Here is a 16849-nt window from a genome sequence, read left to right on the forward strand (position 1 = left end):
TATGTTTGGCTACTCATTCCAGTCAATTGAACATCTAGAACAGGTGCGCAGAGAACTAGAAAAATCTAGCTTGCCAGATGTATTTAACTCTATAGGAAATACGCCTCTACCTGGCGCTTTATCGGATGCTAGAGAGTTAGACACGTTAGTCTTGGACTTTGAAACGACAGGATTTAATCCTGAAGTAGATAGAGTAATCAGTATTGGATGGGTAGAAATTCGAAACAGCAATATTCGTCTAAATAGTGCACGTCATGTCTTCATTAATCATGCAATTGATATTTGTCATGAGTCAGTCAAAGTTCACCATATTAGGCCTGAAACGTTGCATGTATCGGGGATTTCAGAACAAGCTGCTTTCACTCAGTTGCTGGATGTAATTGCTGGTAAAATTCTTGTTGCACATGGCTGCATTATGGAGCAGAGGTTTTTAGAGCAATACATCAAGATAAAGTACCAGAATTTGAAGTTGCCATTAATATGGTTAGATACATTAAAAATCGAGCAATATCGCACCCAACTGAGACCTACTCGGTCTGACTGGCGGTTAAGTTCAATTCGAAAGGAACTCAACCTACCAACATATCAAGCCCATAACGCACTAAATGATGCGATAGCGACTGCCGAACTATATCTAGCACAGATTAATTGCTTGTTTGGCCTTTCATCTGCGCCATTACATGTTTTAGTTAATGCTTCGCGCTAACATTTAACGCGTACATCAACAACGCTCGACAGAGTTTCTTCGTACTAACGTTGGGCTAAAAATAATGGTTTCATCTTCAACTTTTTCGTCACGAGATAGCGCCAAAGCCAAACGGGCGGCGCGTTCTGCCATCATCTCGATTGGGTAGCGAATAGTGGTCAAGCTAGGGTGAACAAAGCGGGCGATCAAGCCATCATCGAACCCGACCATAGAAACCTTACTTGGTACGTCAATGCCATTTTGATCTAACGCTGCCAATGCGCCAGCGGCCATGTAGTCGTTGTAGGCCACCACTCCAGTAATCTCCAAAGATTTGGTTAACAGGTTGGTCATCGCAACTTCGCCCCCATCACTGTTGGGCTCACCGTATTCGATGTAGCTTTTGGAGAGTTCAATACCATGTTCTTTCAATGCGGCTTGGTAACCTTGCAAGCGTTCATCGGTATCTTCGATATCGTGGGATGAGGCAATGCAAGCGATTTTGCGATGCCCGTGACGAATCAAATATTCTGTCGCGAGGAATGCCCCCTTGCGGTTATCAAGGGAAATACAGCGCTCAGCAAGCTCTGGGATATGTCGATTGATAAGCACCATACCTTTCACTTCTTGGGCGTAGCCAATTAGATCCTCATCAGATAAGCCTTTCGAGTGGATGACTATTGCATCGCAACGGCTGTTGATCAGCAATTCTAGGGCTTGACGCTCATCATCTGGATTGTGATACCCGTTGCCAATCAAGATATGTTTGCCATTTTCGCGCGCGATATTATCGACGGATTTGACCAGCGTGCCGAAGAAAGGATCGGACACATCACTCACCAACACACCCATGGTATTTGTGCTTTGACTCACCAGTGCGCGAGCTGCGGCATTGGGTCTGTAACCCAATTTGCTCATTGCTTTGGTGACCGACTCTACCGATGATTGACTGGCTTTTGGGGACTTGTTGATCACGCGAGAAACCGTTGCGACCGAAACACCGGCTTCTTTCGCGACATCCTTGATCGTTGCCATATAGAACCTTTAGTGGCTAAAAATTTTGACTGGAAGTATTAAACACCCATTGTGTAATAAGTGCAATTTGATAGAAGATTTGCTTTCGGAAATGAGATCTTTACCACTTGTATTTATTAAGCTTACTGATAGTGTAAACGTTATCTTTTTAGTAAAACTTTACTGAGGTTTTAATTATGGAAACTATTGCTTACTCTGATTTTGCCAAACTGGAAATTCGTACCGGAAAAATCATTGAAGTGGCTCGTCATCAAAATGCAGACAAGCTGTACATTGTGCAAATTGATATTGGTGAAAAAACACTGCAAACCGTAACCAGCTTAGTACCTTATTACACCGAGGAAGAGTTGATGGGCAAACAAGTGGTCGTGTTGTGTAATCTTGCCAAAGCCAAAATGCGCGGCGAAACCTCAGAATGTATGTTGTTGTGCGCAGAAACGGATGATGAATCCGAAAGTGTGTTGCTTACGCCAGAAAGAGCGATGCCGACTGGGGTGAGAATTGTTTAATCAGTTCACTGGTCGCTCTACTGTAAAAACAGCTCTTAGTTTAGAGCTGTTTTTACAGATGGGATTGAGCTACGAATTTTGGGCAATCAGATTATCAATCAACTCGTAATGATGCTCTTGCACGCCTGCAAGGTTGCCATATTTAGGTTGGTGGCGGTCATTTTCTTTTGCGTGTTGCCAGCCAATGGTGTGACGCACAAAATGCTCTGCAAACGCATGAGATACTTCCAAGCAACCTGCTAGCACGGTATCGACATAGCTTTGCATGATTGGGCTTTTTACGCACGGTGGTAATGGCTCGTCTTTTACGTAAACCCAGATGCTATGTTCTTGGTTAAAGTTCGCGTCCGATTCGATTTGATCTGGCTGAATTTGAATACGATGATAACCACGCTCACGGCGATCGAATTCTGCGAGAGCCTCTTCATTCACTTCGAGTAAAACGCCGTTGACCTGCCCATCGCCTTGGTTTACAACCAGAGGAGACAGAGTGTAGCTGTCATCAATCTTTCCCCAGTATCGCACCAGTCCATGAGCAATGACGGGAATGGCTTCTCCCGTTTGTCCGGTTAACTTACGCGACGCAGAATTAATCAAACTGCCATAGCCAAATATGTACATCTTCGTTGCATCCCTTAACTGATGGTTGTGTCTCTCACCGTTTATACCTAACCCGCCTCTGAAGCACAACTTTACCTCTTAAGTATAATCTTAACTATTAACATGTATTTTTTATGCATGTTTGTGGTAGCATCAATATTGTAGTTGAGTTAACCAGCATCAAGAGACGCTTGAGGGCAAGATAATGCTGAATATCACCGATAAAAAAGTGGAAGAAAAAATCCCCGCATGGCTGCGATTAGGCTTTCGGCCGTTTTTTCTGTTTGGATCGATTTACGCCATTGTTGCGATCGCGTTGTGGGTGTGGATGTTCCAGAGCGGACAGCCAAACGCATTAACTGTACCGGCATTATGGTGGCACGTTCATGAAATGTTGTTCGGCTTTTCGATGGTGATTGTGGTTGGTTTTGTACTGACCGCAGTACAAAACTGGACTGGCATTAGTGGCACCAAGCATTACACGCTTTTGATCTTATTTGGCTTGTGGTTAGCACCTAGAATATTGCTCTGGACGCCAGCGCCGTTATGGTTAACCAGCAGCATTGAAGCGGTATTTTTGTTGTTTGTTGCCTATGAGGTAGGCATTCGTGTTTATCGAGCCAAAGGTTGGCGTAATCTGTTTTTTGTGCCGCTGTTTCTTTTGGCCATTTTTGCGAACTTTGCAAGCTACGCAACAATAAAAGGCATGCCGCCGTTTAGCTCTTCTGCTGTATGGCAGGCGATGTTGTGGTGGTTTACGCTGTTATTGTCGATCATGGGCGGACGTGTGATTCCATTCTTTACTGCGCGTCGATTTAATTTCGAAAAAGCGCAACCACAGGCTTGGTTAGAATGGTTCGCGAACTTGCCGTTGGTAATGCTATTTGTGCTGAGCTTTTTCCCTGTGACGTTTGCAGAATTAGGCAATCCGTTGATGCTGTTTGCAGGAGTTGCTCAGTTGGTGCGTTTTGTTCGCTGGAAACCTTGGTTAACCCTGAGCGAGCCTTTAGTGTGGTCGCTGCATGCTGCGTATTTGTGTTTGCCACTAAGCTTAATTTTGCGAGGCACTTGGGGAGATGCATTTGCCAGCCATAACCTGATTCACCTGTTTGCGATAGGTGCATTAGGCGGCTTGATTTTAGCGATGATCGCACGCGTGACGATGGGACATACTGGTCGCATGATCTACAAAGGTCCGAACATGAGCCTTGCGTTTGCGGCGATTACCGCGGCAGCTTTGGTTCGCAGTTTTGCCGTGATATTTGATCCTGCCAATATGATGCTGTGGATTGATATCAGCGGCGGGTTATGGATTGTCGCATTTGGCCTGTTTGTGTGGCGCTTTGGCGTGATGCTTATTACCCCTCGCGTTGATGGTTATCCCGGATAGGGCGCTAATGTGAGTAGAGAAAGAGGAGCAGCACGCTCCTCTTTTGATTTTTGTTCTTTATAGGATTAGCGCTTATTCGTCGTCCGTTTTATTCGTGAACCCCAAACGTTTGAATAGCCACCACTCTAGAGCAAAGATGACAATTAAAGCGATACAGAACCAGGTGAACGCCATGGCAGATTCCACGCCTGGCATACCGCCAATGTTGATGCCAAGCAAACCTGTTAGGAAGCTGGTTGGCAAGAAAATAGTCGCCACCAAGGTAAATAGATAACTGTTTTTATTAGTTTTCTCGTCACGATGATGTTTGATTTCTTCTTGAAAGAGAGCGACTTCTCCAAGATAAAACTCAAGTGTTTCATTTATGCGCGTAATATTATTGTGGGCGAAGCGATATTGATGGGGCCTTAAAGCCACCAACTCGGACTCTGATTCAACGAGATCACGAATAGCATATTGCTGAGGGCGAATAAAACGTTTGATGGAGATAAGCGCTTTTTGAGTCGCCATATGCTTGTACGTCGATTCATCATTCACATCAAACTGGTTTAACGTCTCTTCAATCGTATCGAGGTAAACGTCTATTTTGCTATTTAATCCTTCAATAATCTGATGAAGTAAACCAGCAAGGCTTTTCGGACCTTTGTGTTCCGCCAATGCTTGACGAATTTCCATGATGGCACGCGATGGGATCTTACGTGTTGAAATCAGTGCGCCTTGAAAATAGAGAATTCGAATACTGAGCATGTCTTCTGGTGAAGCATCGCCATTCATATTGACGCCTCGTAAAATCAACATGAAGTTCTCGTCATCCAAAGGGTGGAAAGACGGTCGGCTCTCGTCGGCTAACAGGTGATCAACAGTGGCACGTGGTACTTGGTTTTGCTCTAGCCAGCCACGAATATCGGGATGCAGCCGTTCACAATGGTACCAATGTTTGGCTTGAATCTGCTCCGCCGTTGTGGATTGCTGAGTTGCTTCTGGGGTTGAAAAATCCCAATGTTCAATCATAAAACCCATTTTCTTTTCCTTGTCTGAGCCTTTCCCCAAATAACTCGGAAAGAGCCTGTGCTCTTCCGCTGCATTATTTTCCGTGAAATGCATCAGTGATAACGTTCTGAACCTAGCTCCATGAAGTTATTCAGGGATAATTATTTAAATGAGTATGATTGCATTTAACGCTAAATGTCTATGAATAGTTGCTCTTATTTGTAATCAAGTGAAGCAAGCCAAAGTGTGGTGTAAAAACAGCAAAATAAAAAAGCCTGCAACGAGGCAGGCTTTCTAGTAGGGAGGGGAGGAGCAGTTAGCCAACTTGAGAAAGATTAACCACTTTCTGTTGTAGCTTTTCTTTTAAATAGTCCGATAAAGCCTGCTTTTCTTCATCGTTCATGTACAGACCAAGCTTGGTACGACGCCACAAAATGTCTTCATCGGTCATTGCCATTTCATGGTTCATTAAGTAGTCGATCTCACGTTGGTAAACACCGCCGGCTTGCGATGAGAACGCGTGTCCAAGGTCAGCTTCGCTTGCTGTGCCTTCCATTAAGTTCCACGTTTGGGTACCAAATTGTGTCACGTAACGAAGAATCAATGCTTCTGGCGCCCAAGCGTATTTAGCATGAATTTGTTTAGCTAATTGTTCACGACTACAGCTGAAGTTACCACCAGGTAGGGTTTGATTTGCCGTCCAGTCGCTTCCCATCTCTGGTAGGAAAGGAGCCAGCTTTTTCATTGCCGCTTCACCCAGCTTACGGTAGGTCGTCAGCTTACCACCAAAGACAGAAAGCAGAGGTGCATGGTCGTATTCCGCATCGAGTTCTAGCGTGTAGTCTCGTGTGATCGCTTGCGGAGAGTCAGATTCATCGTCACATAAAGGACGAACACCGCTGTATGTCCAAACCACATCTTCGCGAGTCAGCTGGTGGACAAAGTGTTGGTTTACGATGTCGATGAGGTAATCGACTTCGTCATCTGAGATTGCCACTTCGCGTGGGTCACCTTTGTATTCCACATCTGTTGTACCAATGATTGAGAACTTATCTAAGTAAGGAATCATAAATACGATGCGGTTGTCTTTGTTTTGAAGAATGTAGGCTTGCGGTTCGTTGTGGATACGAGGAACAACGATGTGCGAGCCTTTGATTAAGCGAATGTTACGAGGAGAGGCTTGCTCTAATCCATCATCAAAGAACTGTTTTACCCAAGGGCCAGCTGCGTTTACTAGTGCTTTTGCTTTGCGTTCGAAACGTTGGTCTGTCATCACGTCATGAATTGTGACATGCCAGATACCACCTTCACGGTGTGCTTTTTCTACGCGGCAGTAGTTACGTACTTCTGCATGGTTTTCACGAGCAGCCAGAACGTTAAGTAATACTAAACGCGCGTCATCAACCCAACAGTCAGAGTATTCGAAACCGGTTTTCATTTCTGGTTTTAGCAAGCCCGATTTCGCTAAGTTGACTGTTTTGCTGCCTGGCAGAGTCGTACGTTTACCCAAGTTATCGTAAAGGAACAGACCACAGCGAATCATCCAAGCTGGACGTAGGAATGGGCGATGAGGCAAACGGAAACGCATTGGTAGGGCAACGTGAGGCGCTTTGCGAAGAATAACTTCACGTTCTGCGAGCGCTTCCGAAACCAAACGAAACTCGTAGTGTTCAAGGTAGCGTAAACCGCCGTGGATCAGTTTAGAACTTGCCGAAGAAGTAGCGGACGCGAAGTCATTTGCTTCGTATAAGCCAACACTCAAACCGCGGCCAGCTGCGTCTGCCGCAATACCAGCCCCGTTGATGCCGCCACCAATTACGATCAAGTCTAAGGTAGTGGATGAGCTAGTAGTGGAAGCATTTTTTTGTATACTCATAAATTTGACCTCTTGGTGAGCGAACGAGCATTTTAGAACATGATCTAATCCTAGCTTAGGTTTCGTTTGTGATCATCTATTATTTTCGTTTGTGAGCGTTTTGTGTGATTTAGGCACAAAAAAAACCTCTGCCTAATTAAGACAGAGGTCATTTGAGAGGCAAATTAGTGATTGAAACTACTCGTTTTCGAAGTTTGTCTCGTTCGCTTCAACGACTTCAAGTGGAATTGAAGCTTCTTTTAAAATCGACAAGATTTCTTCTGGTGGCTGCTTGTTGGTAAAGATCATGTTGAGCTGAGCGATATTGCCTAGCTTCACCATGGCATTGCGCCCGAACTTGGTATGGTCGACGGCAAGAAATACACTGCGGCTGTTGTCGATGATCGCTTGTTTGACTCTTACTTCGTGATAATCAAAATCCAGCAGTGAACCATCAAAGTCGATACCACTGATGCCAAGAATGCCAAAGTCGAGACGGAACTGTTTAACGAAGTCGAGAGTGGCTTCTCCAACAATACCGCCATCGCGACTTCGAACTTCACCGCCAGCTAAGATGACTTTGATCTCTGGGTTGGGGAAGAGAATGGTTGCCACGTTGATATTGTTGGTAACCACGCGTAGCTGTTTATGGTTTTTATTGAGCGCTCGCGCAACCGCTTCTGGTGTGGTGCCGATATCAATAAATAGAGTCGCGCCATCAGGAATGTGCTTGACCACCTCGTCTGCAATGACATCTTTTTCATTGAAGTTGAGCGCTTTACGCGTGTTGTAAGATGTGTTTTCAGAACTGAGAGGGATGGTTGCACCACCGTGATAACGACGAATTTTGTTGTCGTCGGCGAGTTCATTAAGATCGCGTCGGATGGTTTGTGGGCTGACATTGAATCTTTCTACCAACTCATCCGTGCTGACATAGCCTTGTTTTTTCACCAACTCAACAATCTGTTGGTGTCGAGGTATTTGCTTCACTTACCACTCCCTTGTGCATTGGTAACGGCCAATGCTTCAAATTCGAAGCTCTATTGTGCTCGAATTTGCGCGTTGTGAGAAGTAAGCGAGTTCAGGAATCAGGGGCAAAGCGCAAAAAAGAGCGCACAAATGGCGCTCTTTTTTCGTATGGAGGTGAGATTAATCTTCTTCGTCGTGAAGCTCAGACCAGGTTTGCGCACATTTCACTGCGCGTTTCCAACCCTTGTAACGACGATTGCGTTTTTCTTCATCATCGTGCGGCTCAAAGGTGCGATCAAGCACCGCTTTATTCTGCAACTCGTCAATGCTGTCCCAGTAACCCACGGCAAGACCTGCAAGGTAGGCTGCACCAAGAGCGGTAACCTCTGTTACTTGAGGGCGGTGTACTTCTGTATTCAATACATCGGATTGGAACTGCATTAGGAAGTTGTTCGCTACCGCACCGCCATCGACGCGAAGATTCGCAAGTTTAATTCCTGAGTCGGCTTGCATCGCATCCAGTACGTCACGAGTTTGGTAAGCGATGCCTTCCAAAGTCGCACGGATAATGTGGTTTGAGTTCACGCCGCGAGTAAGGCCGACAATCGTGCCACGTGCGTAGGCATCCCAGTATGGTGCGCCTAAACCAGTAAAGGCAGGCACGACATAAACGCCGTTTGAGGTATCCACTTTGGTTGCGAAATATTCAGAGTCTTCTGCACCGTTCAGGATTTTTAATTCATCACGTAGCCATTGGATAGAAGCACCACCCATGAATACGGCACCTTCAAGCGCATAAGCAGGCTCACCTTTCGGACCACAAGCCAAAGTTGTCAGTAGGCCGTGCGTCGAAGTGACTTTTTCTTGGCCCGTATTCATTAGCAAGAAACAACCCGTGCCGTAAGTGTTTTTCGCCTGACCCGCTTCAACACACATTTGGCCGTAAAGCGCAGCTTGTTGGTCACCAGCAATACCAGAAATAGGAATACGAGTACCGCCTTTACCACCAATGTTGGTCTTACCGTAAACTTCCGATGAACGTTTTACTTCTGGCATCATAGATGCTGGGATACCAAGCTCATCTAACATTTTCTGATCCCAACATAGATCGTTGATGTTAAATAGCATGGTACGCGATGCGTTAGTGTAGTCGGTCACGTGAACGCGGCCTTGAGTCATCTTCCAAACTAACCAAGTATCGACGGTACCGAACAACAATTTGCCTGCTTCTGCGTCTTCGCGCGCGCCTTCAACATTGTCCAGAATCCATTTCACTTTGGTTCCTGAGAAGTAAGGGTCAAGCACCAAACCTGTGTTGTCACGTACGTAGTTTTCTAGACCACGCGCTTTTAAATCTTCACAGATGTCAGCAGTACGGCGACATTGCCATACGATTGCATTGTAAACGGGTTTGCCTGTTTCTTTATTCCAGACGATGGTAGTTTCACGCTGGTTAGTAATACCGATAGCCGCCAATTGGTCGCTACGGATGCCAGACTTAGCTAGAGCTTCTACCAACGTAGAGCTTTGTGTTGCCCAGATTTCCATTGGGTCATGCTCTACCCAACCTGCCTCTGGATAAATCTGAGTAAATTCGCGCTGTGCGACGCTTACGATGTTCGCGTCATGATCAAGAATTACTGCGCGAGAGCTTGTCGTACCTTGGTCTAGGGCAACAATGTATTTTTGCTCAGTCATGGTAAGAATCCTTTTGTTTCGTTATTTATATTTTAGTAAATGTTCGAGTTGCGTCAGTTTTAAGCTCTAGCTTCTTCTGTTTCTTCTTCCGTCTCACATTGGTTTGGAATTGTACAGCCGTGGCCTTGTTGTGGAAGGTAAGCCGCAATCGCTTTTGGATACAACCAACCACCAAAACACGCGCCTGCAATCGGAGCAAGTAAAGGCACGATAAAGTAAGGAATGTCTTTAGCACCTGTCAGAGCGTAATCCCAGCCTGCGAAGTAAGCGAACAGTTTCGGTCCAAAGTCGCGCGCAGGGTTCATCGCGAAGCCAGTTAGTGGACCAAGAGAACCACCGATCACGGCAATCAAAATACCGATTAACAGCGGGTTCATTGCACCTCGTGCAGCGCCGTTATTTTCATCGCCCAAAGCCAAAACCGCAAACATCAGCACGGCAGTGATAACGAATTCCACAGCAAAAGCGCCAAAGAAAGAGAGGGAAGCATGTGGATAGGTTGAGAAGATACCAGCGGTTGCTAGTGCATCTTGGCTACTGCGGACGAAGTTATGTGCGATTTCGTAGTCGGTGAAAAGGTTGCTGTATAAGCTGTAAACCAACGCAGCAGAGCAGAATGCGCCAAGCATTTGGGCGATGATGTATGGCACCACTTTCGCCTTATCAAAACCATGAAACATAGCGAGTGCGATGGTTACCGCTGGGTTGATGTGCGCGCCTGAAACGCCGGCAGTACAGTAAATAGCGATGGCGACACCTAGGCCCCATACAATACTGATTTCCCATTGTCCAAATGATGCGCCTGTTAGAACTAAGGCTGCGACACAGCCTACGCCGAAGAAGATAAGTAGTCCTGTACCGATAAACTCGGCCAAACATTCTCCGAGCAGAGAGGGGTGTTTGTTCGTTGTCATGTTAAAAGTCCTTTGATCATTTTTGCCTGTCTAGCACGATACTATTGTGCACATATAAACGTTTGCGAAAACAAACGCGCGTTAAAAATGAGCGTTTGAGCATAAAATTGTTAATCAAAGTCTTCGTTTTTGTTAAATGGCGCATCTTTTAATCGAAAAAGAAAACAACGAAAAGAACTTCTTTGCTACGAAGTGTGTTTTGGAAGCGCTCAAATTACCGATGTGAAAAAGAATGCACAACTGGTAAGAGGAGTTTTGTGAAGCTGCTACGTGCTTGGGGATTTATTACTCAGATTTTGCGTAGTAATTAACCCTAAAGAGGTAAGGTGAGGTCAAGTACATCAAGGACTAGCGGTGATATAAGAAAATGCGTTGCTATGTTTATATCTCGAGAGGAACTTGTTATCCAAATTAGTGTTAATTATGAAAATGGAGAGGAAAATAAATATGGTTTATGTCTTGTGTTCGTGAATCACTGTCTAGGTTTGAGTTCAGATAACATTAGTTTTGTTATTTCGTTTGATACTAAGCGCGAACATTTTTCATCTTTTTAGTTATTTAGTGGTTTCGCGTAACAAGGATGGATGTGAAACACCCTTTTTACGGTTAATTTGTGTTCTTATTCGAGCCTTTGTTTCATTGGTTTCGAATTGGAATGCTCAAATGAGAGGTTGAAACATCAGTTTCATATTAACTAATTATGAGTAAAGTTGAACGATGGTCTAATTAATGCGCTCTAATTTACTGTATTTACTTATATTTAATTCATGTGCAACATTTGTCACAGAAATAAAATCCTAACTCAATACAATTCATGAACTTTCGAACGAAGGTTTTTTTGTTTCGTTCGCTCCTTTTGTGTTTTTTTACCATCGCATACAAAATAATGAGGTTCCTATGTTTGGAATATTCAAACCTAAGGCGCACATTGATCGTCTGTCCCCAGGCTGTATCGATAGCACCTACTCTCGCCTCCGTTGGCAACTCTTTATCGGTATATTTGTTGGCTACGCCGGTTACTATTTGGTTCGTAAAAACTTCAGTTTGGCGATGCCTTATCTTATCGAGCAAGGCTTTAGCCGCGGTGACTTAGGTGTCGCGCTGGCAGCTGTTTCCATTGCATATGGTCTCTCTAAATTTCTAATGGGCAGCGTTTCTGACCGCTCCAACCCTCGCTATTTCCTTAGTGGCGGCCTACTGATGTCTGCATTAGTGATGTTTTGCTTTGGCTTTATGCCATGGGCGACTGGCAGCGTCACTGCGATGTTCATTTTGCTTTTCTTGAACGGTTGGTTCCAAGGCATGGGGTGGCCCGCATGTGGACGAACCATGGTGCACTGGTGGTCACGTAAAGAGCGTGGTGAGATCGTTTCGGTTTGGAACGTGGCACACAACGTGGGTGGCGGTTTGATTGGTCCACTATTTATTCTTGGCCTGTGGGCATTTAACGATGATTGGCGCACTGCATTTTATGTTCCTGCATTTTTCGCCACGTTGGTTGCTGTGTTTGTTTGGATGACGGTTCGCGATACGCCTCAATCTTGTGGTTTGCCACCGATCGAAGAGTATAAAGACGATTATCCTGATGACTATGACAAGTCGCACGAACAAGAAATGACAGCCAAGGAAATCTTCTTTAAGTATGTATTCAACAACAAGCTGCTTTGGTCGATTGCAATTGCAAACGCATTTGTTTACCTAATTCGTTACGGCGTACTGGACTGGGCACCTGTTTACCTAAAAGAAGCGAAGGATTTCTCGGTAGATAAATCGTCATGGGCTTACTTTTTATACGAATGGGCCGGCATTCCAGGCACATTATTGTGTGGTTGGATTTCAGACAAATTGTTCAAAGGTCGTCGTGCACCTGCTGGCATCTTATTTATGGTGCTAGTGACCGTTGCAGTGATGGTTTACTGGTTTAACCCTGCTGGTAACCCAATGGTGGACATGATGGCACTGATTGCAATTGGCTTCCTAATCTATGGTCCGGTTATGCTGATTGGCTTGTACGCACTTGAACTCGCTCCGAAGAAAGCCGCTGGTACTGCTGCTGGTCTTACTGGTTTATTTGGATACTTAGGTGGGGCAGTTGCCGCAAACGCGATTCTGGGCTACACGGTAGACCACTTTGGCTGGGATGGTGGCTTTATCATCTTAGTGGGTTCTTGTATTACTTCTATTGTGTGTTTGATGTACGCCTTCTTAGGTGAGCGTGCGCACCACGAGCAAAAAGAGCGCGAAAAGGAAGCGCTAGCGTAATATTTATTTAAAGAGGCAGTGGAATACTGCCTCTTCGCTTTATCAAGGAAATAACAATGAAAACCAAGTCAGTATGTCTTACTTTTTTAGCACTTAGCCTCTCAGCTGGTGCGATTGCGAAACCGCTTGTAATTGCACACCGTGGCGCATCGGGTTACTTGCCTGAGCACACGCTAGAAGCCAAAGCGCTTGCTTACGCAATGAAACCTGACTACATCGAGCAAGATGTCGTGATGACGAAAGATGATCATTTGGTCGTGTTGCATGACCATTACTTGGATCGCGTCACGGATGTTGCTGAGCGCTTTCCTGATCGCGCACGTGAAGATGGTCGTTACTACGCGATTGACTTTACTCTGGCAGAAATCAAATCTCTGCGAGTTACCGAAGGGTTCAATATCGACGAAGACGGCAACAAAGTAGCAGGTTACCCGACTCGATTCCCCATGTGGAAATCTGATTTCACTGTTCCGACGTTTGCCGAAGAGATTGAACTGATCCAAGGTCTTAACAAGACGCTGGGCTACGACATTGGGATTTATCCAGAGATTAAAGCGCCTTGGTTCCACCGTCACGAAGGCAAGGACATTTCTAAAGCGGTGCTTAACGTGTTGAAACAGTACGGTTACGACTCGCAAGATGACAACGTGTACTTACAGTGTTTTGATGCGAATGAACTGCAACGCATCAATAGTGAGTTGATGCCAGCAATGGACATGGATTTAAAGCTCGTTCAGCTCATGGCTTACACCGATTGGAACGAAACCATGGTGTACCAAGGTGATACCGCAACACCATACAGTTATGACTGGATGTTCGAAGCTGAAGGTATGAAGAAAGTGGCGAGTTACGCCGAAGGGATTGGTCCTTGGAAACCGATGCTGGTGGATGATAAATCAACCAAAGACAACATCATCATCAAGCCGCTAATGAAGGCGGCAAAAGACGCTGGCTTGCAGGTTCATCCATACACGTTCCGAGCAGACCCGGGACGCATTCCAGCTTACACGGATAGTTTTGATGGCATGATGGATGTGTTTTATAACCAAGTGAAGGTCGATGGTTTATTTACTGACTTTCCAGACAAAGCGGTCAGCTTTTTAAATCAGTAATCAGCACGTTATGCATGCTGCTTTAAGCTAAAAAATCCCCCAACAGTTTCCTGCTGGGGGATTTTTCGTATTCTTATTAGTTGTTTTTATGCAGTTCGCTGTTCAATTCAACCGCGCTCTTGTTTGCAAGACACTCGATTTGACCAGTCACAGAGTTACGACGGAACAGTAGGTCAGAAACACCAGCAAGGTCGCGTGCTTTCAATACTTCTACTTCTTGACCTGCAGAATCTAGCATGCGCACTTTAGAGCCAGCGGTTACGTACAGACCTGATTCGATAGTACAACGGTCGCCCATTGGGAAGCCAAGACCTGCGTTTGCGCCGAGTAGTGAGTTTTCACCGATAGAAACCACTACTTTACCGCCGCCAGATAGCGTACCCATGATAGATGCACCGCCGCCGATATCTGAACCGTTACCAACCACTACGCCAGCAGAGATACGACCTTCAACCATGCTCACGCCAGTCGTACCTGCGTTGAAGTTGATGAAGCCTTCGTGCATGACTGTAGTGCCTTCGCCAACGTGTGCGCCAAGACGTACGCGAGAAGTGTCTGCAATACGAACGCCAGTTGGAACCACGTAGTCCACCATTTTAGGGAACTTGTCTACGCAATCTACGCTTAGCGTACGACCAGCTAGTCGAGCTTCGATTTGACGCTCAGCCAGTTCAGGTAGGTCGATTGGGCCTTCGTTAGTCCATGCGATGTTGTGTAGTAGACCGAAGATGCCATCCAGTACGGTGCCGTGTGGCTTGACTAGACGGTTGGAGATAAGTTGAAGTTTTAGGAAGCCTTCAGCAACAGATTGTGGTTGTTCATCCGTAGCTAGGATAACCAGTACAAGCGGCTGTGCTGATTCTGCTGCTTTGGTTGCGAAAGATGCGTTTGCTGCATCGCCGTTTGCTTCGAAAGCCGCCGCAAGTTCTGCGCTTTGTGCAGCAGAGATCTCGATAGCTTGGTTGCCTTGTTCGTAACCTGCTACTGCTGCTAGTGCGTTAACAAGTGCGTCGCTTGGGTTAAGAACTGGGTTTGGAAAAAACGCTTCAATGATTTTGCCATCGCGGTTTTTAGTCGCTGTACCAAAGGCTAGAGAAAAGAAAGCCATAGTTGATCTCCATGTGTTGAGTCTTGTGTCTCGTCTGTTCACTGACAAGAAATAATTAAGTTGTCAGTCATCATAATGAGAGTGCTAGGGAGTTTAAAGAGGGGAAATGGAGAAAGTCCGTAGATGGATACCTTTTGTCTTTTGGGAGATATGTCTGTCTGATGAGAAATGTGGTTGTGAGGTGGTCAATTAGCGGGTGTTTGTTGAAATGAAAGAAGGCGATTTGTCGTATCTGTGCTCGAAAGAAAGGGCGATCTTTCCATGATGATGTGTGCCTTCAGATACAAAAAACGCCACATGATGCGGCGTTTCTTTAACAAATGAGAGGCTTATGCAGCGTCTTCTTGCTTGTCTTCTTCTACAGATTCAAGCTTTTTTGCTTTCTTTGGTGCCGGTTTGCGTTTTGCACCCAGTGCGTAAAGCACTTCTTCTTTGTTTTGAGCGAGGTACATCGCAAGATCTTCTTGCTTACCTTCGTCTTCTAGAAGTTCACTTTTACCTAGCAGCGTGAATAGTTCGTCTGCCATGTCTAGCATTTTATCGTATGCGTCAGCTTCCGCTTTAGAGGTAAAAGTCATTTTCTCTTCTCCATTGCGTTCTACCACGTACTTGACGATTACAGCCATGGTTGGTCCCCTAACTTGGTGTATTGATACTGGCTTTTTATACAGTTTTTGACCAGTTAAGTCTAGCGACAAGCCTAAGAATGAGAGACACGTACAACTAACTGACCAGCATTTAAACTATCTCCGTTTCACTTGGAGGGCGTATTCTCTAGATAAAGATTATTTGGTCGTTCCCAATCTTGGCAAAATTCGATAAACGTTTTGAGCAATGGGCTTTGATATTTCTCTTTATGAACCAGTAACCAGAAGCGACGTTTCATATCTAAAGGCATGTCGAGCAGTTTTACGCGGCCGTCACGAATAGCAGGTTCTGCAGACAAACGTGACAAGCAACCTAAGCCCAGCCCAGCAGATACTGAGTTGATCAACGCTTCGGTGGTATTGAGCTGAAAAGCTTCATGCCAATGTTCCAAGCGCGGCGCGACAACGCGCATAAAGAATTCGCGTGAGCCAGACCCCGCCTCTCGCAATATCCATTCGCTGTTTTCTAGCTCGGTTAAGTTTATTGGCCCTTCGTGCGCGGCTGGGTAATCTGGCGCGCAAATCACGCACATTTCATCTTCGCTAAACTGGGTGGACTGCAATTCAGGGTGAAGTGTTTTGCCTTCAATGAGGGCAATGTCTAACTCGTAATCGGTCAGCATGTCGCAGATTTGTGCAGAGTTAGAAATGAACAGGCTTTGGGAACGATGGTTCGTTTGTTGACGAAATTCGCTAAGCAAATAGGGCGCGACTTGGTTGCCAATGGTGTCGCTGGCACCAATGCGAAGTTGTCCCGATAGCGCTTGGTCACCATCGAAAATGCTCTCGATGTCTTTGGCTCGGTTGAGTAATTCATCCGCCAGTGGCAACAGCTTTTGACCTTCTTGGTTCAAAATCAGTCGGTTATTAACACGATCAAACAAGTGATGGCCGATCTGTTTTTCTAATTCTGAGAGTGCCATGCTCACTGCGGCTTTCGATAAAAAGAGACTATCAGAAGCTGCTGTGAGCGTTTTGTGCTGCGTGATCGTCGTAAACACTTTCAGTTGTTTAAGAGAAATGTGACTTGCCATACCCCACCGTTAAGTAATTTTGAACGTTTGTTTTAAATAAT

At 45.4% G+C, this 16849-nt stretch carries 15 protein-coding genes; 5 read left to right on the forward strand and 10 right to left on the reverse strand.

Annotated elements, in window-relative coordinates:
* Position 1 precedes the first annotated feature (1 nt).
* Positions 2–706: a 3'-5' exonuclease gene (locus D8S93_RS01340; protein WP_152811689.1), complete on the forward strand. Its 705-nt coding sequence runs from the start codon at positions 2–4 to the stop codon at positions 704–706.
* Between the two features lie 15 nt (positions 707–721).
* Here D8S93_RS01340 and D8S93_RS01345 read toward each other — a convergent pair whose 3' ends face one another.
* On the reverse strand, positions 722–1720 hold the full coding sequence (locus tag D8S93_RS01345; protein WP_152811691.1) for a substrate-binding domain-containing protein: 999 nt from the start codon (positions 1718–1720) through the stop codon (positions 722–724).
* 176 nt (positions 1721–1896) lie between these two features.
* Here D8S93_RS01345 and D8S93_RS01350 point away from each other — a divergent pair, with 176 nt between their 5' ends.
* Positions 1897–2229 carry a tRNA-binding protein gene (locus D8S93_RS01350; RefSeq protein ID WP_005494151.1) on the forward strand — a complete coding sequence of 111 codons (333 nt, stop codon included), beginning with the start codon at positions 1897–1899 and terminating at the stop codon, positions 2227–2229.
* Positions 2230–2298: 69 nt separating this feature from the next.
* On the opposite strand, the gene D8S93_RS01355 is transcribed toward D8S93_RS01350, so the two are convergent.
* The gene (locus D8S93_RS01355) at positions 2299–2850 is read right to left on the reverse strand and encodes a gamma-glutamylcyclotransferase family protein (RefSeq protein ID WP_134647118.1); all 552 of its coding nucleotides are present in this window, start codon (positions 2848–2850) and stop codon (positions 2299–2301) included.
* A gap of 184 nt (positions 2851–3034) precedes the next feature.
* On the opposite strand from D8S93_RS01355, the gene D8S93_RS01360 reads away from it, so the two are divergent.
* Positions 3035–4219 carry an NnrS family protein gene (locus D8S93_RS01360; protein WP_152811693.1) on the forward strand — a complete coding sequence of 395 codons (1185 nt, stop codon included), beginning with the start codon at positions 3035–3037 and terminating at the stop codon, positions 4217–4219.
* A 72-nt stretch (positions 4220–4291) separates the two neighbouring features.
* Here D8S93_RS01360 and D8S93_RS01365 read toward each other — a convergent pair whose 3' ends face one another.
* From D8S93_RS01365 to D8S93_RS01385, 5 genes are all read right to left on the reverse strand, one after another.
* Positions 4292–5239 carry a CorA family divalent cation transporter gene (locus D8S93_RS01365; protein WP_152811695.1) on the reverse strand — a complete coding sequence of 316 codons (948 nt, stop codon included), beginning with the start codon at positions 5237–5239 and terminating at the stop codon, positions 4292–4294.
* A gap of 286 nt (positions 5240–5525) precedes the next feature.
* Positions 5526–7085, reverse strand: coding sequence for a glycerol-3-phosphate dehydrogenase (glpD, locus tag D8S93_RS01370; RefSeq protein WP_047008912.1), 1560 nt, complete (start codon positions 7083–7085; stop codon positions 5526–5528).
* Between the two features lie 177 nt (positions 7086–7262).
* Positions 7263–8054, reverse strand: coding sequence for a DeoR/GlpR family transcriptional regulator (locus tag D8S93_RS01375; RefSeq protein WP_006742414.1), 792 nt, complete (start codon positions 8052–8054; stop codon positions 7263–7265).
* A gap of 159 nt (positions 8055–8213) precedes the next feature.
* The gene (gene glpK, locus D8S93_RS01380) at positions 8214–9731 is read right to left on the reverse strand and encodes a glycerol kinase GlpK (protein WP_006742415.1); all 1518 of its coding nucleotides are present in this window, start codon (positions 9729–9731) and stop codon (positions 8214–8216) included.
* A 59-nt stretch (positions 9732–9790) separates the two neighbouring features.
* Positions 9791–10645: an MIP/aquaporin family protein gene (locus D8S93_RS01385; RefSeq protein WP_152811697.1), complete on the reverse strand. Its 855-nt coding sequence runs from the start codon at positions 10643–10645 to the stop codon at positions 9791–9793.
* A gap of 897 nt (positions 10646–11542) precedes the next feature.
* Between D8S93_RS01385 and glpT the strand changes: the two genes are divergently transcribed.
* A complete protein-coding gene (gene glpT, locus D8S93_RS01395) occupies positions 11543–12907 on the forward strand; it encodes a glycerol-3-phosphate transporter (protein WP_152811699.1) in 1365 nt (454 codons plus the stop codon).
* Positions 12908–12963: 56 nt separating this feature from the next.
* On the forward strand, positions 12964–14019 hold the full coding sequence (glpQ, locus tag D8S93_RS01400) for a glycerophosphodiester phosphodiesterase (RefSeq protein WP_152811701.1): 1056 nt from the start codon (positions 12964–12966) through the stop codon (positions 14017–14019).
* A gap of 76 nt (positions 14020–14095) precedes the next feature.
* Here glpQ and dapD read toward each other — a convergent pair whose 3' ends face one another.
* From dapD to D8S93_RS01415, 3 genes are all read right to left on the reverse strand, one after another.
* Positions 14096–15127 (reverse strand): 2,3,4,5-tetrahydropyridine-2,6-dicarboxylate N-succinyltransferase, encoded by a 1032-nt coding sequence (dapD, locus tag D8S93_RS01405; RefSeq protein WP_152811703.1) that lies wholly within the window; start codon positions 15125–15127, stop codon positions 14096–14098.
* A gap of 329 nt (positions 15128–15456) precedes the next feature.
* Positions 15457–15753, reverse strand: a complete 297-nt coding sequence (locus D8S93_RS01410; protein ID WP_041852896.1) for a YebG family protein — start codon at positions 15751–15753, stop codon at positions 15457–15459.
* A gap of 128 nt (positions 15754–15881) precedes the next feature.
* The gene (locus D8S93_RS01415; protein ID WP_152811705.1) at positions 15882–16808 is read right to left on the reverse strand and encodes a LysR substrate-binding domain-containing protein; all 927 of its coding nucleotides are present in this window, start codon (positions 16806–16808) and stop codon (positions 15882–15884) included.
* Positions 16809–16849 lie beyond the last annotated feature (41 nt).

Origin of the sequence: Vibrio sp. VGrn 2 (assembly GCF_009361695.1) — a bacterium.
Classification (GTDB): domain Bacteria; phylum Pseudomonadota; class Gammaproteobacteria; order Enterobacterales; family Vibrionaceae; genus Vibrio; species Vibrio diabolicus.

What these genes read in the sequence shown, in the direction of transcription:
- glpT (WP_152811699.1), top strand. Translation starts at nt 11,543, where the DNA reads ATGTTTGGAATATTCAAACCTAAGGCGCACATTGATCGTCTGTCCCCA.
- D8S93_RS01340 (WP_152811689.1), top strand. Translation starts at nt 2, where the DNA reads ATGTTTGGCTACTCATTCCAGTCAATTGAACATCTAGAACAGGTGCGC.
- D8S93_RS01385 (WP_152811697.1), bottom strand. Translation starts at nt 10,645, where the DNA reads ATGACAACGAACAAACACCCCTCTCTGCTCGGAGAATGTTTGGCCGAG.
- glpK (WP_006742415.1), bottom strand. Translation starts at nt 9,731, where the DNA reads ATGACTGAGCAAAAATACATTGTTGCCCTAGACCAAGGTACGACAAGC.
- glpQ (WP_152811701.1), top strand. Translation starts at nt 12,964, where the DNA reads ATGAAAACCAAGTCAGTATGTCTTACTTTTTTAGCACTTAGCCTCTCA.
- D8S93_RS01345 (WP_152811691.1), bottom strand. Translation starts at nt 1,720, where the DNA reads ATGGCAACGATCAAGGATGTCGCGAAAGAAGCCGGTGTTTCGGTCGCA.
- D8S93_RS01355 (WP_134647118.1), bottom strand. Translation starts at nt 2,850, where the DNA reads ATGTACATATTTGGCTATGGCAGTTTGATTAATTCTGCGTCGCGTAAG.
- D8S93_RS01415 (WP_152811705.1), bottom strand. Translation starts at nt 16,808, where the DNA reads ATGGCAAGTCACATTTCTCTTAAACAACTGAAAGTGTTTACGACGATC.
- D8S93_RS01360 (WP_152811693.1), top strand. Translation starts at nt 3,035, where the DNA reads ATGCTGAATATCACCGATAAAAAAGTGGAAGAAAAAATCCCCGCATGG.
- D8S93_RS01410 (WP_041852896.1), bottom strand. Translation starts at nt 15,753, where the DNA reads ATGGCTGTAATCGTCAAGTACGTGGTAGAACGCAATGGAGAAGAGAAA.
- dapD (WP_152811703.1), bottom strand. Translation starts at nt 15,127, where the DNA reads ATGGCTTTCTTTTCTCTAGCCTTTGGTACAGCGACTAAAAACCGCGAT.
- glpD (WP_047008912.1), bottom strand. Translation starts at nt 7,085, where the DNA reads ATGAGTATACAAAAAAATGCTTCCACTACTAGCTCATCCACTACCTTA.
- D8S93_RS01365 (WP_152811695.1), bottom strand. Translation starts at nt 5,239, where the DNA reads ATGGGTTTTATGATTGAACATTGGGATTTTTCAACCCCAGAAGCAACT.
- D8S93_RS01350 (WP_005494151.1), top strand. Translation starts at nt 1,897, where the DNA reads ATGGAAACTATTGCTTACTCTGATTTTGCCAAACTGGAAATTCGTACC.